The organism is Acidiphilium cryptum JF-5 (assembly GCF_000016725.1).
Taxonomy (GTDB): Bacteria; Pseudomonadota; Alphaproteobacteria; order Acetobacterales; family Acetobacteraceae; genus Acidiphilium; species Acidiphilium multivorum.
On the sequence record NC_009468.1, the window covers coordinates 1 to 24,583 of the forward strand.

Below are 24,583 nucleotides of genomic sequence, written 5' to 3' on the forward strand. Positions count from 1 at the left end.
TCCTACTCCGGTCAGATCCTTCGACGGAAACGGGATGCACATTACCTGAAATCCCTCGACTTCACCTTAATGCCATCGATATGTCGATCCGGAACAAATATATCCCCGGGCGCTCGTCCAAGCGTATCGCGCGGATCTTGGCCAACGCAGTGTCCGCGCGGCATAGGAAAAACGTTTTCCCGCCTTCCAATACTCGCGAGAGCGGCCGACATATCGGTCAGGCGATGGGCGATGAGATGGACGACCTCACCCTCCCGCTGAATCTGCCCGTAAACCGCGATCATGCCAGAGGACAGAATGATGAGGCGCTGTTTTTCGTAGAGATTTGGCCAGATGACGAGATTGGCGATCCCGGTTTCATCTTCGATGGTGATGAACATGACGCCCCTGGCCGAACCAGGGCGTTGGCGGACCAGCACGATCCCGGCGGTTTCCAGGAATTTGCCGTCTCGCGTAGACATGACCTGATCGCAGGATACGATTCTCTCGCGCCGCAGATCCTCTCTCAGATAGGCGACCGGATGCGACCGGAGCGATAAGCCCAGATGAACATAATCCTCGACCACCTCGCCGCCCCCAGTCAGTGGTTTCAAGGCAAATACCGGTTCCTGGAGTTCTGAAACCGGCTGTTCCGTGCGATTGGCGACGGCCGCGAACAGCGGCAACGCCTCGTCGCGCAACGCCTTGATCGCCCACAGTGCATCGCGCCGAGCGAGTTTCAACGATGGCAGGAACGCATCGGCCTCGGCCATCTGCACCAGCGCAGCCGTCGGGACGCCAGCGCGGCGCCAGAGATCATCCACCGAGGCGAAGAGGTGGTTGGCGCGGGCTGCTATCATTTTTGCAACGTGCGGATTGGCGACTCCCTTCACCATGCGCAGACCCAGACGAACGGCGAGCCGGCTTTCGTCATGGGTCGGCTCCAGCGTGCAGTCCCAGCGCGAGGCGTTGACGCAGACCGGTCTGATCTCGACACCATGGTCCTTTGCATCGCGCACAATCTGCGCTGGCGCATAGAACCCCATCGGCTGTGCATTCAGCAGGGCAGCGCAGAACACGTCCGGGTGGTGGCATTTCAGCCAGGAGGATGCGTAGGCGATCAGCGCGAAGGAGGCGGCGTGGGATTCCGGGAAACCATAGCTGCCGAAGCCTTCGAGTTGCGAGAAGGTGCGTTCGGCAAATTCCTGCTCGTAGCCGTTGGCGACCATGCCGCTCACCAGCTTGTCGCGGAAATGCGAGACACCGCCGGTGAATTTGAATGTTGCCATTGAGCGACGCAATTGATCCGCCTCGGTCGCGGTGAAGCCGGCGCACTCGATTGCCACACGCATCGCCTGTTCCTGAAACAGCGGCACGCCGAGGGTTTTGCCGAGGACTTTTTCAAGCTCCGGCTTGGGATAGACCACCGCTTCCTTGCCCTCGCGCCGGCGCAGATAGGGATGCACCATGTCGCCCTGGATCGGACCAGGCCGCACGATCGCGACTTCGATGACCAGGTCGTAGAAGGTGCGCGGTTTCATCCGCGGCAACATGACCATCTGCGCGCGGCTTTCGATCTGGAACGTACCCAGCGTATCGGCCCGGCGAATCATCGCATAGGTGTGCGGATCCTCGGCGGGAATGGTGGCGAGATCGAGCTCGATCCCCTTGTGCTGGGCAAGAAGGTCGAACCCGCGCTTCATGCAGGAGAGCATGCCCAGAGCCAGGCAATCGACCTTCATGAATTTCAGGGCATCGATGTCGTCCTTGTCCCACTCGATGATCTGGCGGTTGTCCATTGCGGCAGGTTCGATCGGCACCAGCTCATCGAGCCGATCGCGGGTAAGCACGAAACCGCCGGGATGCTGCGATAGGTGACGCGGCGTGCCGATCAACTCCCGCGCCAGATCGATCGCCAGTTTCAGGCGGCGGTCTTCGAGGTTGAGGTGCAGTTCCGCGGCGTGTTTGGGTTCGATCCCGCCTTCCGACCAGCCCCAGACCTGGGCATTCAGCGCCGTGATCAGATCTTCCGGCAGGCCGAGCGCCTTGCCGACGTCGCGCAGCGCCCCTTTGGTCCGGTAGCGGATCACGGTGGAGCAGAGGGCGGCGTGATCGCGGCCATAGGTGTCAAACACCCATTGCATGACGATCTCTCGGCGTTCATGTTCGAAATCGACATCGATATCCGGTGGTTCGCGCCGTTCCTCGGAGATGAATCGTTCAAACAGCAGATCGTTGCGCTCCGGATCGATCGAGGTGATGCCCAGCACAAAGCAGACCGCGCTATTGGCCGCCGAGCCGCGTCCCTGGCAGAGAATGCCTTGGCTGCGGGCGAAGCGGACGATGGAATTCACCGTCAGAAAATACGGCGCGTAGTCGAGCGTCTCGATCAGGCGGAGTTCATGCCTGAGGATGGTGACGACCTCGGCTGGCACCCCGGCAGGATAGCGTTGCGCGGCACCTTCCCAGGTCAATTGTGTCAAGGCTTCCTGCGTGGTGAGACCGGGGAGCACGTTTTCATCGGGATATTGGTATCGGAGTTCGTCGAGCGAAAACAGGCACCGATCCGCAATCTCCTGGGTTCGGGCCAGCGCCTCAGGATAACGGCTGAAGAGCCGGTGCATCTCGGCCGGCGGTTTCAGATAGCGATCGGCATGGCGTTCCCGCCGAAACCCGGCGTCGTCTATCGTGCAGCCGTGACGGATGCAGGTAACGACATCCTGCAGAATGCGGCGGTCCCTGGCGTGGAACAGCACGTCGTTGGTCACCACGGTCGGCACCTTTGCGCGCGCGGCCAGGTTCGACAGCTCGAATAGCCGCAGTGCATCGTTGGGCCGGCGTCGCAAGGTCAGCGCCAGATAGGCGCGATCGCCGAATGACTGGGCCAGGCGGCGGAGATTGCGCACGCAGGCGTCATCGGCCTCCCCAGGCACGAGCACCCCGATCAGACCCTCGGCATAGGCCACCAGATCGGACCAATCGAGACGGCATTGGGCCTTGCCGCCCCGTTGCTTACCCAAAGACAGCAGGCGGGACAGCCGGGCATAGGCCGGGCGGTCAGTCGGATAGACCAGCAGCGCCGTGCCATCGGTCAGGTCGAGCCGGCAGCCGACGATCAGACGCATGTCGTTCGCCTTGGCCGCGACATGGGCGCGCACGATCCCGGCGAGGGTATTGCGATCGGTAATGGCCAATGCTTCGAGGCCGAGATGGGCCGCTTGGGCGAATAACTCGTCGCAGGAGCTGGCACCACGCAGAAAACTGAAATGCGAGGTGCAGTGCAGCTCGACATAGGCGGTATCGGTGCTCATCCGAATATCCCGTGCAGGAACCAGCGATGCGAGCCGGTGGCGTTATCCTCGCCATCCCCCGCCCGGAACACCCAGAATCGCTCGCCGGCGTCATCCTCGATCCGGAAATAATCCCGCACTGCGATCAACTCGGCGTCGCGTTTCCACCATTCGCCAAATACCCGCTCAGGTCCGTCCGCGCGTTTGACGCGCCGGCGGATGCCGCGCCACGTGAAGTTGACCGGCGGATGGTCGGGAAGCAATGCAACGGTCTCGATCGGTTCGGGGTTTGGCAGCAGGCGCGTCGGCCGGGGCCAATGATCCGGCCAGTTCATTTTGGTCGGCGGCGCGGTCGCCGCGATCCGGCTCAAGGATCGTTCAGGCACATCGCTCGCCACCGGCGCAAACCGATACAGCCGGTCGCCGCCGACCCGATTGGCGATGGTATCGATCAGATCCGAGATGTCGGTCTCCGGTTCATCCGCGAGCAGCGATGTCAACTGCTTCGGCCCGAACGGTTCGGACCGTGCGGCGCAGAGCGCCATGATCTCGATACCAAAGCCGGGATCGATCGTCTCGATTTTGTCGCATAGCAGTCGGGTCAAGCGTTTGGCGTTTCGCGCCGGCAAAGCGGTGCCGACGCGGATCGCCTCGGAGTGCGCATCGACCCGATGAAACACAAGATCGAGTTGTCGCGCGCCGAGCCCTTTGGCCTCAAGCATGGTGCAAAGTTCGGTGACCAGAATCCCGGTATAGCGGGCGATGGTCTCCGCGGCACCGATCGGTTCGGCGAAATTTTGTCGCACCTCAATCAGATCCGGTGACCGCGCCGCTTCAATCGCCTCGGCCAAAGTGCCCAACGCCTGATCCAGCCTGCGGTGCAGTTGCGGACCGAACCGCAGGGCGAGCGGTGCGCGCGGTTGATCGGCCAGATCGCCGATCCGTTCAAACCCCAGCCGGCGCAAACCGGTGATCATCTCCGTCGGCAAGCGCAAGGCGGCAATTGGTAGTGTGAGCAGGATGTCGCGCGACTGGTCTGCCAGCGCGACGAACACCGGGTTCGCGAGAAACCGCGCCAGCGCATGCGCCGCCCCCCAGCTATCCGCCATCGCAGCGCGAGCGGTCACTCCGGCAGCGGCCAAGCGGGCGATCATGTCCCGCAGCATCTGTGCCTCGCCACCCCGCAGGTGGGCCGCCCCAGTCGCATCGATGACCAGCCCGTCCGGCGGATCGGCCGCAACAATCGGCGCGTAGCGGTGCAGCGCCCATAGCGCCAGGCGCTCGAGCCCTGCCACATCCGCCAGCGGTTCCGCGTCCCTGATCGTCAAGCCGGGAATCAGGGCCTGCGCCTGGGCCACCGCCATGCCGATCCGCAGGCCAAGATCTTGCGCCACACCATTGGCTGCGAAAACGATCCGTCGATTGCCGTCCCGATCGGCGAGGATCAGTGGTGTCTCAGGTGACGGTGGTGCGGTATCCACGAGCCCCGACACCGGCTGCCCAGGCCGCTGAGCCGAGGCGCGCCGGTCCCGATTGTATCGATCGATCGGCCAGTTCGGCAGAAACAGCGAGACGACCCTGGGCATCGCATGCCTCCACTTCAAAATCGGCACTCTCGCCGGCCCGGCACCGGATCAACTCGACATGCCAGCGCGCCCGCCCGATCCCCGGCACCGGTAGCGGCGCCGAGGGCAGGACGCTCACCCGCCATCGCGTGGTTGCGGCGGTCGGTTGCCCGAAATCACTGGCATCGGCCTGGCGTCGCCAGCGTCGCAGCGCGATCCCCGGTGTGCCGGAACTTTCCGCAGCCAATTGCAATCGCCGTGAATGGGTCATCGAAAGCCGGCCAAGCTCAGCGACCACGCCGCCCAGCCCACCATGGCGCAAACCCTCCTCGAAACAGGTCAGCACCGATGTTTCATCGCCTGCCTCGACATAGATCACCCGGTCGGCCGACAGACCGGCCTGGGCGATGGCGGGTGCGAACAGATCCGGGCGCGTCAGGCACCACAACACCGGTCCTCTGGTCCTCGCCATGATTCCGGCTGCAAACAACGCTGCCGCCGCGCCATCGATCGCCCCGTTGCCGCCGCCCGCGACCTCATGCAGTGCCCCCGAGGCTAGCCCGCCACCGGGCAGCCGCGCGTCGAGTTCATCCACCCCGAACGGCAGAATAGCCGCCGTGCGCTTCTTGCCGGCTTCGATCCGCCGGATTTTCTCTCGTAACGCATTCATGGCGGGCGTCGGTTGCACTTCCTGGATCAGCCTTTCAGGGAGATGATTATGTTCGCTATTTGTTCTTATCGTTCGCTGAGAGTCAACCCAGGAAAACGGGCGCCAGCGCTATGATGCAGGATGCCGGGCGGGAGCGCCCCGAGTCATACAATGAGATCGCGCGTGCATCTCGCTGACAATGAACCGTTCAATGGCCGCGCGCCTGTACTGAGCCGACCTATCAAATTTTTTGTGAGACCAACGGTGTGCGCCCGCCCATGCTCCTTGGGCAATCCGGTCTACGGGTTAACAGTTGCGAACAAAACAGGAAAATCGGATAGTCGGTTCCAACACGGTGAAGGGACCGAAAGTGACCACCGCGACCTATCTGGACAAACTCAACGTCGAGCAACGAAGCGCGGTCGTCCACGGCATCGATTCCGCCACGACAACGCATATCGGCGCGCCGCTGCTGGTGATCGCCGGGGCAGGATCCGGCAAGACCAGCACGCTGGCTCATCGGGTAGCCCATCTGATCGTCAACGGCGTCGATCCTCGCCGCATCCTGTTGATGAGTTTCTCACGCCGAGCCGCTGCCGAGATGATCCGCCGCGCTGAACGCATCTCGGTTCAGGCTATGGGCGGGAAGACAGGGGCAATGACCGATGCTCTAACCTGGGCGGGCACCTTCCACGGCATCGGGGCTCGGCTGCTGCGGGACTATGCCGAACAGATCGGATTGGATCCGGCATTCACGATCCATGACCGGGAAGATTCCGCCGATCTGATGAACCTTGTCCGGCACGAACTGGGTTTCTCGACGACTGAACGACGGTTCCCGACCAAAAGCACATGCCTTTCGATCTATTCCCGCTGCGTGAACACCGAATTGTCCCTCGATGATATTCTGCCCACGACTTTTCCATGGTGTTCGTCATGGGAGGCCGAACTGCAACATCTGTTCGGTGCTTACGTCGAAGCGAAACAGCGGCAGAACGTGCTCGATTACGATGACCTGTTGCTCTACTGGGCGCAGATGGTCAGCGAACCAGCTTTAGCCGAAGATATCGGCGGGCGTTTCGATCACGTCCTGGTCGACGAGTATCAGGACACCAACAGGCTGCAATCTTCCATTCTGCTCGCGCTGAAACCCGGCGGTCGCGGTCTGACTGTGGTAGGCGACGACGCACAATCGATCTACGCGTTCCGTGGTGCCACCGTGCGCAACATTCTCGATTTTCCTGGAGCGTTCAGCCCGGCGGCTGATATCATCACGCTGGAACAGAATTACCGGTCCACCACCGCGATCCTTGCCGCGGCAAACGGGGTTATCGGCCTTGCCAAGGAGAGGTTCACGAAAAACCTTTGGAGCAATCGCACGACTGAAACGCTACCGCAGCTTGTCCATGTCCGCGACGACGCCGACCAGGCACGGTTCATCGTCGAGCGCGTGCTCGAGAACCGCGAGGCCGGCATGACGCTCAAACAGCAGGCCGTTCTGTTCCGCACATCGCATCACAGCGGCGCCCTCGAGGTCGAACTGACCCGGCGAAACATCCCCTTCGTCAAATTCGGTGGACTGAAATTTCTGGATTCCGCGCATATCAAGGATGTCATCGCCGTCCTGCGCTGGGCCGAGAACCCGCGCGACCGCGTCGCGGGCTTCCGGGTGATGCAATTACTGCCTGGTGTGGGTCCGACCTCAGCCGCAAAAGTGATGGATCACATGCAAGGCGCCGCCGATCCGATCGGTGCCCTCGGCGATGCGCCGACACCGCCGCGTGCCCGCAGCGATTGGACGCATTTTATCGAAACCATCCGGACTCTGCGGTCACGCTCCGCCATCTGGCCCGGCGAACTTGAGTTGATCCGCCGCTGGTACGAGCCGCATCTGGACCGCATGCACGACGATGCTAGCGTCCGGCTCGCCGACCTGATCCAACTCGAGCAGATCGCCAGTGGCTATCCTTCACGTGAACGCTTCCTGACCGAACTGACGCTCGATCCACCGGACGCCACCAGCGATCAGGCCGGGGTACCGCTCCTCGACGAGGACTACCTCAATCTCTCGACTATCCATTCCGCCAAGGGCCAGGAATTCCAGTCGGTCTTCGTCCTGAACGTCGTGGACGGCTGCATGCCCTCCGATCTGGGCACCGGGCAATCGCAAGAAATCGAGGAGGAACGCCGCCTGCTCTACGTCGCGATGACGCGGGCCAAGGATGATCTTCACCTGATGATCCCGCAGCGGTTCTTCGTGCATGGTCAGGCCGCCTATGGTGATCGGCACGTCTACGCCGCGCGCACACGGTTCATACCGAATGCCATCGTCCATCTGTTCGACATGACGAACTGGCCGCCTGCAGTCGCTGGCCCCACCAACGCCAAATCAATCGGCCCGGTGCCACGCATTGATCTCAGCGCGCGGATACGCGGCATGTGGCGCTCGGGCGCGCAAAATGTGTAACCTCTCCAGTGTCACGAAAGGGCAGCAGGCAATCCGCGAATTGACCCGGGCCATGCTCGATACGACAGGCAATCTGCCGTCCCTTCCTGCTATCTTCCCCGATGCGCTGGCCCCAGTGGTTCGCAATGCACCCGACGGCGAGCGCGAGCTGACGATGATGCGGTGGGGCATGCCAGGTCCATCGCAATTGGGCGGCGCGCCGGTGACCAATATCCGCAATACCACCAGCCCGCATTGGCGGCGCTGGCTCCCACCGCAGAACCGGTGCCTCGTGCCTGCCACGTCGTTCAGCGAATGGGCGGACACCAAGCCGAAGAAAACCCCGGTCTGGTTCGCTCTCGACCAGAGCCGGCCGCTCTTCGCGTTTGCCGGTCTCTGGACGGTTTGGCACGGCAAACGAGGCACGAAGGCAAACCCGATTGAGGGTGAGCTTCGGCTCTTCGGGTTTCTCACGACTGAACCAAACAGTATCGTCCGTCCGATCCACCCGAAAGCCATGCCCGTCATCCTGACGACTCCTGAGGAAATGGACGTCTGGATGCGGGCGTCGTGGTCCGAGGCGGCGGGACTGCAACGGCCCCTGCCTGGTACCAAACTCGTCATTATGAACTACCGCCGCCAAGCCGCTCACGCGGCTCTGGCGAAGGTTTCGGTCACAATGGACCGGGCCCGTTCCTCACCCAAGATACGCTGGCCGATGTTCCACAGCACCCAAGCTGACGCCTGATCGCGCCCGATCACCTGCCCATCGGGCAGAATGTGAGTGCGCTCGGACAGCGCTTTCTTTCGGACCGCCCCGCTGACCGGATCGGTCTGCGATGGCCTGTGCTTGCGTGGATCGACCAAGATCACCCGACCCGCAGCTTCTTCCGCTTTCGAGGTCAGGAGGGATAACCAGCTACCGGGCGCGGTATCAAGGATCGCCCGGTTCAGGCCCGCCTTCTGGCGGACATTCTTGCCCGGCCTCTCCGCCGTCCCCTTGGCGGAGGCCGTCATGTTCTTCACCGAAAGATCCTCGGTGATGATGACCGCGTGGTCGCGGACGAGCCGCGCGGTGGTCTTGTGGTTCCGGTCCTTCCGCCGGTTCGCCAGCTTGCGGCTGCGCCTGGCCAGCAGCTTCCGCGCCCTGGCGGCCCGCTTCGAGCGCTTGCCCCGGAGGGGGCGGGACAACTCGCGCTGCGCCACCTTGAGGCCGTCCTGCGCCTTGACCAGCAGCCGGTCGTTTTCGACCTCGGCGAACTGCATTGGCCCCGTGCAGAGCGTCGCCATCGTCTCGACACCCCAATCCAGCCCAACGACAGAATCCCCTATCCGCTCGCGGTGCGGTTCGCACTCGACCACAAGCGAGAGGAACCAACCATCCGCCTTGCGCTGAATGTCGGCGCAGACCACCCGGCCCGGTGTCCGGGCCTCGCCACGCGCGCGCATCGTGCCGATGCCCGACAGGCGCAGCCGCCCGTGCCGCCAGTTCGCGCCAGGTTCGAACCTGAAGCCGTCGCCGTGGGATTTGTACCCTATCGCGCGACAATCAACTTGAGAATCCAGCGTCAATCAGGATGAGAATGCGGCTGGGGAGGCACCGGCGGAGGGCGTAGCCCGGAGCCGGTGCCTCCCCAGCCGGGCGGCGTCCTTGCCAGGGCGCCGCCGTGGTCGCGGCCGTCTGGGCCGCGGAGGATACCTCGTCACAACGGGGAGACCTTCGTGCCCGGCCGCCACATCAACGATCACCAGAAGAGGCTTTTCATGAGATATCGACAGACAGACGGCGTTGCCCTGGCGGCCGCCAAGGCCGGCTTCAGCACGGCCGCGGGCTACCGGCTCGAGCAGGAGCGGCACTTACCGTCATCGCCGAAGCCGCCGCGCGGCCGGCGCCGCCCGGATCCGCTGGCGACGATCTTCGACGCTGAGGTGGTGCCGCTGCTGGAAGCCGCGCCCGGCCTCAGGGCCGTGGCGATCTTCGAGGAGATGTGCCGGCGGCATCCCGATCTCGCCCCGGGTGTCCGGCGGACGCTCGAGCGGCGTATCCGCACCTGGCGCGCGCTGCACGGGCCGGAGCAGGAGGTCATCTTTCGCCAGACCCATGAGCCGGGCGCGATGGGCCTGTCCGACTTCACCGACATGAACGAGCTCGGCATCATCGTCGCCGGCGCCCCGCTCGACCACCGGCTCTATCACTTCCGCCTGGTCTGGTCCGGCTTCGAGCACGCCCATGTCATCCTGGGCGGCGAGAGCTACGTCGCCCTCGCCGAGGGGCTTCAGAACGCCCTCTGGCTTCTGGGCGGCGCCCCGCGCGAACATCGCAGCGACAGCCTCTCCGCCGCCTTCCGCAACCTCACCGCCGAGAACGTCGCCGACCTGACCCGCCGATATGACGCGCTCTGCACCCATTACGGCATGACCCCGTCGCGCAACAATCGCGGTGTCGCTCATGAGAACGGCGCCATCGAAAGCCCCCACGGCCATCTCAAGCGCGCGGTCCGCGACGCCCTTCTCCTGCGTGGCAGCACAGTCTTCGTCGATCTCGAAGCCTATCGCCGCTTCATCGCCGAGATCGTCGGCCGCCAGAACCGGCGCCACGCCGAGCGCATCGACGCCGAGCGCGCCGCCCTGCAGAAACTCCCCGATCAGCGCACCGCCGATTACGAGGAGACCGTCGTCACCGTCACCTCCTCCGGCGGCTTCACCCTCAGGAAGGTCTTCTACACCGTCCCCTCCCGCCTGATCGGCCAGCGGCTCCGCGTCCGCCTCTATGACAACCGGCTCGAGCTGTTCCTCGCCGCCACCCCGCTGATGACACTCCCCCGCGGCCGGCCACAACCGGATGGCAGGCACGGCCACGTCGTCGACTACCGCCACGTCATCCACAGCCTGCGCCGCAAGCCGATGGCGCTGCTCAATCTCGTCTATCGCCACCAGCTCTTCCCGCGCGATGCCTATCGCCGGACCTTCGAGCACCTGCTCGAGCAGACACCGCCCAGGGACGCGTGCAGGATCATGGTCGAACTCCTCGCCATCGCCCATGAGCGCGCCTGCGAGGCTGAACTCGCCAGCGTCCTCGCCGCCGATATCAAAGCCGGCCGTCAGCCCGACCTCAAGGCCATCCGCCAGCGCTTCGCACCCGATCCTGCCAGCCTGCCCGCACTCACCATCCCGACCATGCCGCTCGCCAGCTATGACATCCTGCTCCAGGGAGCAGCCGCATGAGCGAGACCGCACGCACCGTCGACGCCCAGCGCCTTACCCTGCTGCTCAACGAGCTCAGGCTCCCCGCCATCAAGCAGGTCTGGCCCGACTTCGCCGCCCGCGCCGACAAGGAAGCATGGCCCGCCGCACGCCTCCTCGCCACGCTCGCCGAGCACGAGGTCGCCGAGCGCGACCGCAGGCGCATCGAGCGCCACCTCCTCGAAGCCAGGCTGCCGCCCGGAAAGACCATCGCCACCTTCACCTTCGAGGCCGTGCCGATGATCTCCAAGGCCCAGATCCTCGCCCTCTGCTCCGGCGACGGATGGCTCGAGACCGGCGCCAATCTCCTCGCCTTCGGCCCACCCGGCGGAGGAAAGTCCCATCTCGCCGCAGCCATCGGCCTCGCCCTCGTCGAGAATGGCTGGCGCGTGCTGTTCACCCGCACCTCCGACCTCGTCCAGAAGCTCCAGATCGCACGTCGTGAACTCGCCCTCGAGGCCACCATCGCCAAGCTCGACAAATTCCACCCGCTGATCCTCGACGACCTCGCTTACGTCACCAAGGATCAGGCCGAAACCTCGGTTCTCTTCGAACTCATCAGCGCACGCTACGAGCGTCGCTCCCTGATGATCACCGCCAACCAGCCCTTCGGTGAGTGGGGTAAGGTCTTCCCAGATCCCGCCATGACACTCGCCGCCGTCGACCGCCTCGTCCACCACGCCACCATCTTCGAGATGAACGTCGAAAGCTATCGCCGCAAAACCGCCATCCAACGACGAGCCGGACCAGGACGCCCACCCACACGCGCGACAATCAACGAAAACATCAGATTGTCGCTCCACGACAATCAAGTCGCCGAAACACGCTTGCCAGCATCAAACCAATCCGATTAACGTTCCGAGGTCGCGATCACTTTCTCATCCTGATCGCCGCGCTTCTCATCCTGATTGTCGCGCTACATGTACCCCCAGCCAGGGAAGCGGTCGCGGCCCTTGTATCTCGGAAACCCCGGCGTCTCGCCTGCCTTCACTCGGCGGAAGAAATGGCTGAAAGCCATATCGAGGCGCTTGAGCGTGACCTGCAGGGACTGCGCATTCAGCCCGAGATAGGCGGTGTCATCGCGCCTGATCTGGGTGACGGACTTGCACTGCGCCGCATAGCCTATGGAGGTCTTGGACAGGCGCCATGCGTCAATGCGTTCTTGCAGGGCGGCGTTGTACAGCGCCCGATGAAGGTCGCAGACGCGCTCCATCTCGGTCGCCTGCGTGGCGGAAGGATACAGCTTCAGCGTGACGCGGCGCATGACAAGTGCCATAGTCTTATGATAAACTTGGTTACATGGCAGAACAAGCTAAATTTTCTAAATTATATCATTGTGTTTACGCGCTAAACTATCACTTGGTTCTTGTGACAAAGTACCGGCGCAAATGCATCACAGGCCCGATGCTCGGCCGCTTCCGTGAGATCGCCGCGGCCCGGTGCGAGGGGTGGGGCGGCAAACTGATCGAGGTGAACGGTGAACCGGATCACGTCCACCTGCTGATCTCCCTACCGCCGAACCTCGACCTCAGCCGGTTCGTGAATAACCTCAAGACAACAACCTCCCGGCTGATCCGCAAGGAGTTCGCCGCCGAGGTGGACACGGTCTACCGAAAGCCGGTGTTTTGGAGCCGGTCATACTGCGTGATTTCGTGCGGGGGCGCTCCCCTGTCCGTCATCAAGCAATACATCGAGCAGCAGGCGGCACCGGAATGAGCGCGCTTTGCGCGCGGCGGCTTTCACCACCAACCAAATCGCTTCGCGGTTCTGGTTGGAGCACTAGCCGCAAGTTCGGTAGCAAAGGGTGAGCGTTACGATGGGGACGAACCATGATGCATGATGATTGAACTTCACCGGCGGTCGCCCCAGGCCGAGAAAAGTTGTCAGCCTCGCGCCAATCGAGGGCGCTCCGCCGTATTGGCCACGCTCACGGAAGCCGACATTGCCGCGATAGCACGCCCATAGGTAGTCTGCCAGAGTGGCTGACTGCGACCCATGGTGATCCAGAATGGGTATTTTGTCCTGTCTGATTTCAGATAGCCCGCCACTACCGTGGCGGAGGCTTCAGAGAGCTTGATTCAGGTCAATTCGCCCAAGTTTGAGAGTGCTAAGAAATTATGGGCTTTTGGACTTGCGGTGTGCTGCGTCCGGCCCGCATCCTCGGAAGGAGGGACCGATGAGCGCAGGCAGTTTCCGGGCCGCGTTAGTGGCGTTCTCGACAGTGATTGTTCCGGCAGCAGCGCAGGCTGAGCCACCGGCGACGACGGTGCAATATCAGGTAATGGTCAGCGCCGGGCTTGCGGCGCGTAAGCCCTTCGAAGCGTGGTTTGTTCTCGACAAATCTTCCGATCCTCGTGTGCCTGGCTACTCCATCCCTGCCGGAGCGACGATCCGCTTCGTTTTCCCAAAATCGTTCACTCCGAAACCCGGCGGCGTGCTCGGAGCTGTGATGCTGAAAGGCTGGTCCCAGGGCGCCATTTCCACGAAGTTCATCACGGCGCTCGATCCAACGAACCCACGTGTCGTGGCAATCCATTTCGCCGCGCCGATTGCACCGGGATCCGTTGAAAATCCCGGCTTGAAGGCAATTCACCTGCGCACAAACGAAATCAACCCAACGACGGCCGGCAGCTACCCGATCACGATCCAGTTCGTCGACGCCGGGGCGCTCTCGGGTAAGACGACTGCGATCGCCCACATCACGAAAAAGCCGGTGCCCAACATTGCGGCATACAATCAGCTCCACCCAGGAAAAGACGAAGACTGGCAGCATGTGAGAGCTGGCCATGCAGCGCACTTGCCAATCGATTTCCTTGCGACCTTACCGAATGAATGCCGCTCATCCTTCAGTCTGAAGTCGACGGGTGACCGCACACTCAATATCTTAAGCGATGGCAAGCCGATTGGCTCGATCTCCGCGAATGGCGTGCCCGTGGTGCTTACGCCACAGCCGTTCGGACCGGGCTTCGCGCGGCTCGGCGTCGTTGAAGTCCACGCAAAGGCAGGTTCGACGGCGGGGATGGCGGAAATCACAGCAGCCCTGAATGGTGGCACGCATTACACGATCCACCTCATTGTCGAAGACCGATAAAGCCTCTGCCCCGGGGCGCCATTTGGAGACCATTTAGTATTGGTTTCGTAATGTTTGCCAGCGGCTTCAGGCTCTCTTGTCGGTGTGGCCGGCTGCGGCTGTCGGCGGAATGGCTTTTCTGATCTGCGCTTGATCCGAATCAATGCGTGCGGCTTGGAGCGCGGATAAATGGAATGCAGATTTCCCCGACTGGTGGGTGCGTGCCTCCGTTCAGAGCCGATGCCTGATCGGCGGCGTTGCACCGCCGTGTGTTGCCTGTATGCCGCATTCTCGGTTGCCGGCAGGAAAAGGCCATGAATACCCTTCCGCCACGGTCGCCGGAAACACGGCCGGATAATTCGCCGCTTTCGAGCGGCGTTGAGAAACAGCAAGCGTCACGTCCACCCAGCCGATGGCGACGCGTCGTAGGGGGGGCCATCGTCATTCTCGTAATCGCCGCCGGCGCCGGATGGTTGTGGCGTGGCTATTCACGGGCATTCACCGTCCAGGTCGCGCCAATACGCGAACACGTAGTCGAGCAGGTATTTGGCCTTGGCGCCATAGGGGCCGACGTGCAATCGGCCCTCGGTTTCCAGGTCGCTGGAGTGATCTCGAGGATTGATGCGAACGAGGGTAACGTCGTCAAGGCCGGTCAGGTTCTTGCGCAACTCGATGCCCGTGATGTCGCTGCTCAGCTAGCGCTGGCCAAGGCAGGCGTACAGCAGGCTCGCGCCGCAATTGACAAGGCCGATGCGGATATTTCTAATGCCAGTGCGAACCTCGCCAATGCCACGGCAATCGCTACTCGTCGCGAGGCTCTGAGTCGCAATGGCTTCGCCTCGGCCGAGGAGGCGCAGAATTACATCACTGCCGAGCGGGTAGCCGAGGGCAATCTTCAGGTTGCCAAGGTTGAGGCAGAGACTGCTCGCGCCGGGCTTGCCGAAGCCCTCGCGCAGGAGGCATTTGAGGTGGCCACGCTCGGCAATTACACGCTGCGCGCGCCCTACGATGGATGGGTGGTCGCTCGCAATCTCAATCTCGGTGCCAGCGTGGCTCCTGGGCAAGCGGTGTTCACCGTGGTCGATCCGAGAACGATCTGGGTTGTTGGCTACGTCGACGAACGGCTCGCCGGGCGCCTGCATGTCGGCCAGAAGGCGGAGATCGTGCTGCGGTCGGAGGCGGGTCGACGCTTTCCCGGTCACGTCGCCCGGATCGAGATCCAGAGCAATGCGACGAACGAGGAGCGGCTTGTGGACGTCGCCTTCGACAAGTTACCGTCGGACATCCATCTGGCCGAGCAGGCCGAGATCTACGTCACGACGGGTGTGCTCGCACGGGCGGCCCTGGTTCCACAATCCGTCGTAACCGGACTGGCAGACGGCAAGGGCACGGTGTGGACGGTGCAAGACGGACGGCTTCGCCAGCACCAGGTGTCGTTCGGACCTGAGCTTCTCGACGGCGACCTGCCAGTTGTAGCCGGCCTGGCCCAGAACGCGAAGGTCGTCACGGGACCGGCAATCGGACTTCGTGCCGGTCGCGCGGCCAAGGTGGCAAAAGGGCCTGCATCATGAATCTCGCCCTGCGCGATGTAAGGCGCAACAAACTTCGCTTCGCCCTGACTATACTCGGCGTTGGCATGCTGATCGGCGTGGTGATCGCGATGGCAGGCATCTACGAGGGTGCGGTCACAGACGCGCTGAGCATGCCGCGCGCTCTCAAGGCCGACCTGTGGGTGGTTCAGCCGCGGACCTTTGGGCCGTTCGCCGAGCCTTCGCGCATCCCGCGAGATGCCCGCGAGCTAGTCCGACGCATACCGGGCGTGGCCGCGGCCGGTGCCGTCACCTACCAGACGGTACAGACCATGGCTGACGGGAAACCAGTACGGCTGCTGTTGGAGGGCTATGAGATCGGAAGGCCGGGTGGCCCCATGAAACTCACGGCCGGGCACGGACTAACCGAAAGCCATTACCAACTCGTCGTCGACGGGTCCTCCGGGCTGAAGCTTGGCCAGGCCGTGCGGCTTGGACCCTTCCACGATCCGTACACCGTCGTTGGCCTCACCCACGGCATGGTGGGCTCAGGTGGTGATCCGGTGGGTTGGGTGACGCTGCTCGACGCACAGGCGCTGCAATTCGGTGTACCTCCGGCGCTGGAGCGCCGCGAGGCGGCATCGGGCCGCAAGCCGCCTACGACGACTGACATCAATGCCGTCCTGGTGCGGCTCGCGCCCGGGGCCGCGGCACCCATAGTTGCTCGCGATATCGCCCGCTGGAAGCACCTGGCGGCAGTGCCGGAGACCGAAGAGGAGCGGTACCTAACAGCCTTCGTAATCGAGAAAATGCAGCGTCAACTTGGGATGTTCATGGCCATCCTGGTCACCGTCACGGCTGTGATCATCACGCTGATCATCTACACGCTGACGATGGATAAGTTGCGTGCAATCGCGACCCTGAAATTCATCGGCGCACCGGATCGCGTCATTGTGGGAATGATCGTGCAGCAGGCGCTTGTCCTCGGCATCGGCGGCTTCGTGATCGGGCTGGCTCTGGTGGAGGAGATAAAGGGCACCTTTCCACGCCGGGTACAGATTGAGCCACGGGATCTGCTGATCATCCTGGTCATCGTTACCATCGTCTGCCTTGCCGGCTCGGTGCTCGGCGTGCGTGCTGCGGTCAAGATCAACGCGGCTGAGGCATTGGCCAATGGATGAGCACTTGTCATCCGTGCGCCCGCCGCGCATCGAGTTGCGAGGGGTCTGCAAGCATTTCGGCCGGGCCGCGACGCGGGTTGACGCGTTGGTCGATATCACACTCACGGTGCATGCGGGAGAGATGGTGGGCTTGCGGGGGCCATCCGGTTGCGGGAAGAGCACGCTGCTCAACGTGATTGGGTGCGTGACCGAGCCATCTGGCGGCTGGATGCGGCTTGACGGTGAGCCAGTGTACGAGAACCGCTTCCTGCGTCGGGACCTGCGCCGGCTGCGCCTCACAAGGATCGGCTTCATCTTCCAGACACACAATCTGCTGCCGTTCCTGACTGCGACCGAGAACGTCGCGGAGGCGATGGAGTTGGCGGGAACCGGGCACGCGAACGCGCGGAAACGTGCCGAGGCGTTGCTCGATTACTTCGACATGCGCCAGGTGCACGCTTATCCGTCAGAGCTTTCCGGCGGCATGGCGCAACGCGTTGCGATCGCTCGCGCAATCGCCAATGGTCCGCACATTATCCTCGCCGATGAGCCGACCGCGCCCCTGGACTCAGTTCGCGCCGATGGCGTGATGAACCTTCTCGAACGGATAGCGAAGGACCAGCTGGCGGCAGTGCTCGTGGTCACGCACGATGAATCGATCTTCCACCGCTTCGATCGGCTGATCGCCATGCGAGACGGACGGATCGAAGGTGAAGAATTGCCGGGGCATCCGGCCCTCACCTCATCGATGACGGGCCTCGGACGTGATGCTTCCTGACCCGGCGAGGTTGGGTGCTTTTCGACCGTCCGCTTTCGCGGTGGGTGAATTTCGACATCAGTGTCTTTGTTGGGTCGCTTTGAGCCAACGCCGATCCTCGCCTGAATGCCGGCTTTCCTTCGGTTGGGAGCCGCAACCTTCCATTCCGCCTTTTGGCCCATTCGGGACCCAAAAGCGCCCCGGCGGCTCTGCGCCCACTACCGCCGTCGAAGCCTTGATATTGTTTGATCTCAGTTGCCGGGCCGATGGGTTATCTGCATGCCAACAGGCGGCAGCAAGCTACGCAGAGGCGCGTGATCAGGATCTCGAGAGGGGCTCTATCTGCCGCTGAATCGTGCGAATACCATGGCGTCGCGATTTTCCTGCATCAGCAGCGTGATGCTCGGGACTTTTTCGAAGCCAAGGCCACGCGGCAGTTCGTCTTCCGCGCCTGCCACGATATCAGCGTAGCTCTCACCAGCCACTTTCTCCCATTTGCCCGCCGGCTTGCGTACTTCGAGATTGACTACCGTCGCCTTCCTCACAAGACGCACAATGGGATCGTTCGGCGCGCCCGGCTTTGTCAGGCTGGGATGGCCTGCGATGAGCCGCCAGCCATTCGCCAATGCCCAGACGGTCAGCTCTTCCTTCGTCACTGCGGATATCCTCCATGGTATGAACGAGGCTCAGGAACGCGGTGATCGCTTCCCCTTGCTCGCTTGCATCGATCGCTCTTGCCACAACGCCATGTCTGCTGCCTTGCTGAATACCACTCGGACGCCGGTGCTACCCCGGCTCATCCGGATTTTGCCCCCGTTCCGCGCCTTGTGCTCGGCGAGCCAGTTCATAAATTCCGAATCCTCGCCGGTCCTGCCTTCGAACTCGAGCACACCGACGATTTCTTCCTCCTTGCGGCGCTTTACCATCTTGCATGCTTTCCTGAAGTTTCTCGGGGGCGCTTCGATACGTCGTTCAAAGCCCCGCATACAGAGCCGCGGCGATTTGCACCTCTGTCACGCTGTGACTGGATGTCGGCTTCTTACGCCCTCTTTCCGAAAGCCACCAGTCCGCGCTCCCGGCCCATCTAGGCCGTGGAACAACCGAGGCTCAGCTTTTTGACCCGGATCAAGTAGATCACGAGCCGACCAGGAGGCCGTCGGAGATGATCGGTCCATTGTTCTGATCGCTGCCGGTTCAGTGGCGGCACTTACGGCGCTTTCTCCTCGACCAAGAATCTGGACAAGAAATGCCCGTTCGCATGACCCTGTCTCGCACGCAATCGCACCGCCGGGGACATCAGGCGGAGCCCCTTCATCAGATTTCATGCCTAGACAGCCCCCACGCCACTCGCCGACGCCGGCCGCGGCATCCCGCTCGCCGCCCGGATCCCCCAGATCGACCGCGCCAGGTTCAGCTCGCCGGCACGCGCCCGGGCCACCATCCCGTGGAAATAACCGCCCGGCGAGCCGCGGAAGTGGTCGCTCGGCTTGGTCGAGACGATGGCCAGTGCCACGGCCGCCTGCTCGCGCCCCATCGCCAGGCACGCATCCCCCCATAGCGGCTTCGAGACGCCGAGGTCATGACGCAGCCAGTCGGCCGCCTCCACGATTTCCGGCCATCCGGGCGAGGATTTCGCCAGGTAAGCCCGCAATCGGGGCGCCAGCCTGACCAGCTCGTCCGGCGTCATGCGGAACACCGTGCCGTCCGGCGGGATTTCAGGCTTTGTTGCCCGACTGCCGGTCGGCCGATGCCCGGCTTCCTTCCCATCCCCATTCCTGCCGGTTCTCGTCGAGCCTCCAGCGCTCGTGCCCGCGCCACCCGAGGTCGAGTTACGTTTTCTCGATGCAGATACGTGATCCGTAGGATCAAGAGTCTGGTTTGTATGTGTAATATGAGGCTCATCCGTGAGCCCCTTGGGGCTCATATTTGTTGATTCGACAGGAGCCTGGCCGGCCTCTTTCAGCGCGCCCATCGCCGCCTCGAGCCTGCCGCGAAGGTCCGCCTGCCGGTTTTCCAGCGTCGTCACGCCGAGCGTCACCTCGTCCAGCTCCTCGATACGGCGGATCCGCGCGACCAGGCGCCTCGCCTCATCCGCCTGGCGGACCCATCCTTCGGCGATCCCGAGCTCTGCCGCCGTCTCCACGATCTGCTGGATCCCGCGCACGGCGATCGTCGCCCGACGACGCAGCTGCTTCAGCGCCTCGAAGCGGGCCCGGCCACGCTCGGCGATCTCCCGGAACTCGGCCTGGCGGACCGCAATGGGCGAGAGATCGAAGCCATACGCCTCGACGATCCGGCCGCGCGGATCCCGGCGGCCGTAGCGCTTGCCGTTCGGACTGTCGCGCATGGTGATCAGCCCGAGATGAGCGAGCAGCCGGTTCAGCCGCTTCACCTGCGCCTCGCTCAGGCACAGCGCCTCCATCTGCATCGCCGCCGACGGCCAGACAATCGGCCGTGCGCCCTCCTGCCAGTCCTGCACCTGGGTGAAGCGGAACAGCCAGTCGATCGCCTGCGTGACCCGCGGGCCAAACCGCAGATACGGGGCTGCCGCCTTGAAGGCGGCCAGCACCCGGCCGGGGTCGACCTGGCCACCCTCGCTCAGCGTACCGAAATCATCGGCGAGTCGCTCTGTCGCAACCATCCCGAGCGTGAGGCGCCGCGCGCCGCGCACGCCTCGTAGTTTGGGACCCGGCCCCGATTCGGGGCGGAAATTCTCCATCTTGATCCTCCATCAGTGTCGGATCGCGACGGGCAAAGCCCTCCCTTGAGCGGAAACGGCAATTTCCACTTGGCAGGATGGCTTCCGATGAGTATGTTCGGGACTGCGACATCACCGAACGGCTCTTGAAGCCCGTAGCGAAATCAGTGAAAGCCCGCCCGGCAAGGCGGGCTTTTGCGTGTCTAGGCGGTTCTGGGTGGGGCGCCCCTCCATTCCTCGATGAGCAGTTGGAGCGCCTGGCCGCGGCTACGCAGACCTTTGCGCTCCTTGATGGCGTCGATCAGGCTGATCGTCTCGTTCGGCAGGTGGACGAGCACACCTGTAGCGCCGCGCGCGCGTTGCCTGCGCCTGTAGCGTGCGCTCGCATCATCGCCGGCAATACGTGTGTTCGGCATCCTGTTCACTCCACCATCTCTATGGCTAGTCAGTCACCATTCAGAGATTCCCGGAGCGAGTCCACAGATTCTTGCGCCCGAGTCGCACTTAGCGGCTGATTCGAAACGCTTTTCCCGGAAATTTTTCTTTGCGCTCCCGAGTCGCGGTCGGCGCAGATGGCCGGCCTGGGATGGCGGATAGCATGCGACTCGGGGGGCTGGTCCGCCGAAAGCCAGTTAGGGCGACGATCAGCTATGTCTGAGTGTCGCATAATTCGAGGAACGCCCTCATGGCGCTGGAGACATAGGTATCCTTCCGCCGAATGAAGAGCGTTTCCACATTTGCGTGTATTTGCGGCAATGCATGCGCCGAGACATTGCCCTCGCTCGCCGCATGGGCAACGACCCTCCGGGGCAATAGCGTCACTCCAACTCCGGCCGAGACACAGGCGATCATGGCGTCGAGCGAACCAAGCTCAAGTGGTCTGGCATTGGCGATCCCCATACCCGACAAAACCGCTTCCAGTTTCTGTCGATAGGAACAGCCATATTGGAAAACGATTGTCCGCAAAGTGCCACACTTCGTCAGCGACGAGGGGTCAGTGACGGAGGGCGAGGTAACGAGGACCAATTCCTCAATGAAAACTACCTGCCGGTCCAAATCCGGGTGCTCCACCGGCCCTGCAACGAAAGCGCCATCCAACCTGTATTCGAGCAACTCCGTCACCAGCTGTGCGGTCGTGCCCGTGGTCACGACCAACTGGACTTCGGGGTAGGCAAGGGTGAAGTTGCTGAGCAGCGGGGCGAGGCGCATGGCCGTCGTCGTCTCGAGGCTGCCAATTTTTAGCGGACCGTTTGGCGTGCCGTCATCCTTCGCAGCCGCCCGGGCATCGGCCAGTAACTTTGTTATCTGTCCGGCGAAGGGCAGCATTCGCTGGCCTGGCCCGGTAATCGTGACACCGCGTGCGTGGCGCTGGAACAAGGAGATGCCGAGATCATTCTCCAGCGCTTTGATCCTGGCCGTCACGTTGGACTGCACGGTATTTAGCTCTGCGGCAGCCCGTTTCATGCTGCCCAGTCGGGCGACGGCTTCGAACATTTTGAGATCGGATGCGTCCACAGCAACCTCCCATATCATATAATACGATCTCCTCTATCTTATAAATTCGTTTTTCACGATCACTATTACGGACTACCTCACCGCTGTTTGACGCGCAGGGGATGAGTTATGGACGTATCAGGTGTCAGAAATCAGACCGGAAGCCAGACAGGCCGGGCCTGGATGGGAATTTTCTCGGGTTTCTGCGCGAGCCTCGTAGGTATTGGCATGGCGCGGTTCGCTTATACGCCCTTGCTACCCGCCATTATCGGGGCACACTGGTTCCAGCCTTCAGCCGCGGCATACCTAGGAGCAGCCAATCTCGCTGGCTATCTGGCGGGGGCGCTGGCCGGGCGGCCACTTGCGACGCGAATGACCGCCCCCTCGGCACTTAGAACCATGATGTTTCTGGCGACATCATCCTTCTTCGCCTGTGCCTATCCGCTGGGCTTTTCGTGGTTCTTCGTCTGGCGCTTTTGCGCAGGTCTTGCAGGTGGTGTGCTGATGGTTCTGGCAGCGCCCACCGTATTGCCGCATTTGCCATCGTCCCGTCGCGGCCTTGCCGGCGGTGTTATCTTCATGGGTGTTGGAGTGGGAATCGCTGCGTCCGGCACGTTCGTGCCGTTACTATTGAACCAAGGGCTGCAACGGAGCTGGGTAGGGCTTGGTGCTATCTCCCTGTTGCTGACGCTGGCTTCCTGGGTCGGTTGGCCAGCTGAGGAAATAGTGCCGCGAAGCAAGCCTCATAAAATCCCCGGCACCGTTGCCTTGCGGGCGCTCTACGTCGAATACGCGCTCAACGCCGTTGGGTTGGTGCCGCATATGCTGTTCTTGGTAGATTTCGTTGCGCGCGGGTTGGGGAATGGCATACGCACAGGAGCGGAATACTGGGTGCTTTTCGGCCTGGGTGCCGTGGTCGGGCCGATCCTCAGCGGGCACTTGGCTGATCGGCTGGGGTTTGCGCGCTTTCTGCGGGTATCTTATCTCGTGGAAGCCGCCGCCGTACTACTGCCAGCCCTAGGTGGAGGGGCGGCTTGGCTAATGCTTTCCAGCGCCGTCGTTGGCGCGTTCACGCCGGGTATCGTGCCGCTGGTGCTGGGGCGCGTGCATGAACTGCTCGCTCATCATCCGGCCGGGCAAAATGCCGCTTGGAGCAAAGCTACTGTGAGCTTTGCCACATTTCAGGCAGCGGCGGCCTATGGCCTCTCGTATATCTTCGCGCAGACGGGTGACTACCGGCAGCTTTTCATCATCGGCGCCGTTGCCATGTTGCTGGCTTTCGCTATCGATGTGCTCGCAGGGGGCAAGATACAATGAACATTCATGAACTACTTGGAATTGAATGGCCAATCATCCAGGCGCCAATGGCAGGAACCTCGACTCCAGACTTGGCAGCTGCTGTTTCCAACGTCGGCGGGATGGGCTCCATCGGTGTTGGCGCGATGACGGCGCAGGATGCACGCACCGCGATCGCCGCAATCCGCGAACGCACGGAAAAGCCATTCAACGTCAATGTATTCTGCCATCGACCTGCGCGGAGGGAAGCGGTTCGCGAACAGGCGTGGCTGGAGCGACTGCGCCCTGAATTTGCCCGCTTCGGCGCGGCACCCCCTGCTGAGATCCACGAACCCTACAAGAGTTTTCTCCTCGACCGCGCTATGTTGGACGTTCTGCTGGAGATGAAACCTAATGTGGTCAGTTTTCATTTCGGCTTGCCGGATGCTGGGTGGATCAAAGCGCTCCGCGACGCAGGCATAATCCTGTTCAGCACTGCGACAAACGGGCGAGAGGCAAGGCTTGCGGCAGCTGCGGGCGTTCACGCTATCGTCGCCCAGGGTTATGAGGCGGGTGGGCATCGCGGCATGTTTGATCCTGACGAGGAGGACGAACAACTCGGTATCTTCGTACTTGTGCGGCAATTGGTGAAGACGCTGAATATTCCCATCATCGCCGCGGGTGGAATTATGGATGGTGCCGGCATTGCCGCAGCACTGCGCCTGGGTGCGGCTGCGGCGCAGCTTGGCACAGCGTTCATCGCCGCCCAGGAATCCGCCGCTGATGCAGGCTATCGTGCGATGCTATTCAGTGAAGCCGCAGAGCATACAGTGATGATTCGTGCCATTTCCGGCCGCCCGGCGCGATGTTTGGAGAATCGCCTCACGTCGCTGGGTTCTGATATTCCAGCCAGCGAGATTCCTGACTATCCGATTACCTATTCTGCCGGAAAGGCGCTTCACGCGGTGGCGAAGGCGGCAGGTGAGTCCGGCTATGGCGCATATTGGGCCGGCCAAGGTGCGCCACGTGCCCGCGCCCTTCCAGCGGAAAAATTGATGGCTGAGCTGATCGCCGAGATGCAGTTGGCATGACGGGCCGGAAGGAGAATGGCAGGCGACCAATCTCGGCGCAGGGGAAGCCGGCACTCAGGCCAGCTCTGGTGTCCTGTTCGAACTCTCGACACCATGAGCTCCCCCCCCTTGATCCGCAATATCTCTGCTTCTGACGGCACGCGTATTGAATGTCCGAGGTACGACAAGTCGCGCGTTTCGAGCGGTGCGGTCCTGATCAGCTGACGGACGCCGGTCTCGATACCGTCGGGGCTCCCGAGGATGAGGACAGGGCGTTTGACGCGCGCTGTTTGCTAACCTGCGACCGACTCCAGCTGCTCCAGGACCGCATCGAACCGATCCCTGAGATCTGTGATAA

General features: G+C 62.6%; 21 protein-coding genes. 11 read left to right on the top strand and 10 right to left on the bottom strand.

Translation table 11 applies throughout. The annotated features are described in order from the left end of the window. Positions 1-41 precede the first annotated feature (41 nt). Genes ACRY_RS00850 through ACRY_RS18435 form a run of 3 tightly spaced genes read right to left on the bottom strand, consistent with a single transcriptional unit; the run spans position 42 to position 5,504 of the window. Positions 42-3,290, bottom strand: a complete 3,249-nt coding sequence (locus ACRY_RS00850) for an error-prone DNA polymerase (protein ID WP_011930747.1) — start codon at positions 3,288-3,290, stop codon at positions 42-44. Beyond that, on the bottom strand, positions 3,287-4,750 hold the full coding sequence (locus ACRY_RS00855) for a Y-family DNA polymerase (protein WP_419465240.1): 1,464 nt from the start codon (positions 4,748-4,750) through the stop codon (positions 3,287-3,289). The genes ACRY_RS00850 and ACRY_RS00855 overlap by 4 nt, the downstream gene beginning before the upstream one ends. Beyond that, entirely contained in the window at positions 4,725-5,504 is a 780-nt protein-coding gene (locus ACRY_RS18435; RefSeq protein WP_231295219.1) for an ImuA family protein, read from the bottom strand. Before ACRY_RS18435 ends, ACRY_RS00855 begins: the two co-directional genes overlap by 26 nt. A gap of 349 nt (positions 5,505-5,853) precedes the next feature. Here ACRY_RS18435 and ACRY_RS00865 point away from each other — a divergent pair, with 349 nt between their 5' ends. Further along, positions 5,854-7,950 (top strand): ATP-dependent helicase, encoded by a 2,097-nt coding sequence (locus ACRY_RS00865; protein ID WP_043508926.1) that lies wholly within the window; start codon positions 5,854-5,856, stop codon positions 7,948-7,950. After that, positions 7,943-8,677 (top strand): SOS response-associated peptidase, encoded by a 735-nt coding sequence (locus ACRY_RS18440; RefSeq protein ID WP_011930744.1) that lies wholly within the window; start codon positions 7,943-7,945, stop codon positions 8,675-8,677. Before ACRY_RS00865 ends, ACRY_RS18440 begins: the two co-directional genes overlap by 8 nt. On the opposite strand, the gene ACRY_RS00870 is transcribed toward ACRY_RS18440, so the two are convergent. Continuing rightward, the gene (locus ACRY_RS00870; RefSeq protein WP_011930743.1) at positions 8,578-9,501 is read right to left on the bottom strand and encodes an RNA-guided endonuclease InsQ/TnpB family protein; all 924 of its coding nucleotides are present in this window, start codon (positions 9,499-9,501) and stop codon (positions 8,578-8,580) included. The genes ACRY_RS18440 and ACRY_RS00870 overlap by 100 nt on opposite strands. A gap of 150 nt (positions 9,502-9,651) precedes the next feature. Here ACRY_RS00870 and istA point away from each other — a divergent pair, with 150 nt between their 5' ends. Both istA and istB read left to right on the top strand, forming a co-directional pair. Then, positions 9,652-11,154, top strand: a complete 1,503-nt coding sequence (istA, locus tag ACRY_RS00875) for an IS21 family transposase (RefSeq protein WP_013640087.1) — start codon at positions 9,652-9,654, stop codon at positions 11,152-11,154. Further along, positions 11,151-12,026: an IS21-like element helper ATPase IstB gene (gene istB / locus ACRY_RS00880; RefSeq protein WP_011930741.1), complete on the top strand. Its 876-nt coding sequence runs from the start codon at positions 11,151-11,153 to the stop codon at positions 12,024-12,026. Before istA ends, istB begins: the two co-directional genes overlap by 4 nt. A 62-nt stretch (positions 12,027-12,088) precedes the next feature. Here the strand turns inward: istB and ACRY_RS00885 are convergent, their stop codons facing one another. After that, on the bottom strand, positions 12,089-12,436 hold the full coding sequence (locus tag ACRY_RS00885) for a helix-turn-helix domain-containing protein (protein WP_043508870.1): 348 nt from the start codon (positions 12,434-12,436) through the stop codon (positions 12,089-12,091). A gap of 35 nt (positions 12,437-12,471) precedes the next feature. Here ACRY_RS00885 and tnpA point away from each other — a divergent pair, with 35 nt between their 5' ends. The 5 genes from tnpA to ACRY_RS00910 all read left to right on the top strand — a co-directional run bounded on the left by tnpA (position 12,472) and on the right by ACRY_RS00910 (position 17,709). Continuing rightward, on the top strand, positions 12,472-12,888 hold the full coding sequence (gene tnpA / locus ACRY_RS00890; protein ID WP_011930739.1) for an IS200/IS605 family transposase: 417 nt from the start codon (positions 12,472-12,474) through the stop codon (positions 12,886-12,888). Positions 12,889-13,348: 460 nt separating this feature from the next. Beyond that, complete coding sequence (locus ACRY_RS18445; protein ID WP_155856295.1) at positions 13,349-14,263, top strand: hypothetical protein; 915 nt, start codon at positions 13,349-13,351, stop codon at positions 14,261-14,263. 293 nt (positions 14,264-14,556) lie between these two features. After that, on the top strand, positions 14,557-15,813 hold the full coding sequence (locus tag ACRY_RS00900) for an efflux RND transporter periplasmic adaptor subunit (protein ID WP_011930737.1): 1,257 nt from the start codon (positions 14,557-14,559) through the stop codon (positions 15,811-15,813). Next, on the top strand, positions 15,810-16,952 hold the full coding sequence (locus tag ACRY_RS00905; RefSeq protein WP_011930736.1) for an ABC transporter permease: 1,143 nt from the start codon (positions 15,810-15,812) through the stop codon (positions 16,950-16,952). Before ACRY_RS00900 ends, ACRY_RS00905 begins: the two co-directional genes overlap by 4 nt. Next, positions 16,945-17,709: an ABC transporter ATP-binding protein gene (locus ACRY_RS00910; protein WP_011930735.1), complete on the top strand. Its 765-nt coding sequence runs from the start codon at positions 16,945-16,947 to the stop codon at positions 17,707-17,709. The genes ACRY_RS00905 and ACRY_RS00910 overlap by 8 nt, the downstream gene beginning before the upstream one ends. A 317-nt stretch (positions 17,710-18,026) precedes the next feature. Here ACRY_RS00910 and ACRY_RS00915 read toward each other — a convergent pair whose 3' ends face one another. The 5 genes from ACRY_RS00915 to ACRY_RS00930 all read right to left on the bottom strand — a co-directional run bounded on the left by ACRY_RS00915 (position 18,027) and on the right by ACRY_RS00930 (position 21,901). After that, positions 18,027-18,344 (bottom strand): hypothetical protein, encoded by a 318-nt coding sequence (locus tag ACRY_RS00915; protein WP_011930734.1) that lies wholly within the window; start codon positions 18,342-18,344, stop codon positions 18,027-18,029. A 30-nt stretch (positions 18,345-18,374) separates the two neighbouring features. Further along, positions 18,375-18,614, bottom strand: a complete 240-nt coding sequence (locus tag ACRY_RS00920; RefSeq protein ID WP_043508872.1) for a hypothetical protein — start codon at positions 18,612-18,614, stop codon at positions 18,375-18,377. Between the two features lie 401 nt (positions 18,615-19,015). Then, positions 19,016-20,407, bottom strand: coding sequence for a plasmid replication protein RepC (gene repC / locus ACRY_RS00925; protein ID WP_011930733.1), 1,392 nt, complete (start codon positions 20,405-20,407; stop codon positions 19,016-19,018). A 182-nt stretch (positions 20,408-20,589) separates the two neighbouring features. Further along, entirely contained in the window at positions 20,590-20,802 is a 213-nt protein-coding gene (locus ACRY_RS18450; RefSeq protein ID WP_081432823.1) for a hypothetical protein, read from the bottom strand. Positions 20,803-21,034: 232 nt separating this feature from the next. Next, the gene (locus ACRY_RS00930) at positions 21,035-21,901 is read right to left on the bottom strand and encodes a LysR family transcriptional regulator (RefSeq protein WP_043508932.1); all 867 of its coding nucleotides are present in this window, start codon (positions 21,899-21,901) and stop codon (positions 21,035-21,037) included. 108 nt (positions 21,902-22,009) lie between these two features. On the opposite strand from ACRY_RS00930, the gene ACRY_RS00935 reads away from it, so the two are divergent. Next, positions 22,010-23,197, top strand: coding sequence for a YbfB/YjiJ family MFS transporter (locus ACRY_RS00935; protein WP_011930731.1), 1,188 nt, complete (start codon positions 22,010-22,012; stop codon positions 23,195-23,197). Next, the gene (locus ACRY_RS00940; protein ID WP_011930730.1) at positions 23,194-24,246 is read left to right on the top strand and encodes an NAD(P)H-dependent flavin oxidoreductase; all 1,053 of its coding nucleotides are present in this window, start codon (positions 23,194-23,196) and stop codon (positions 24,244-24,246) included. The genes ACRY_RS00935 and ACRY_RS00940 overlap by 4 nt, the downstream gene beginning before the upstream one ends. The last annotated feature ends 337 nt before the right edge of the window (positions 24,247-24,583 follow it).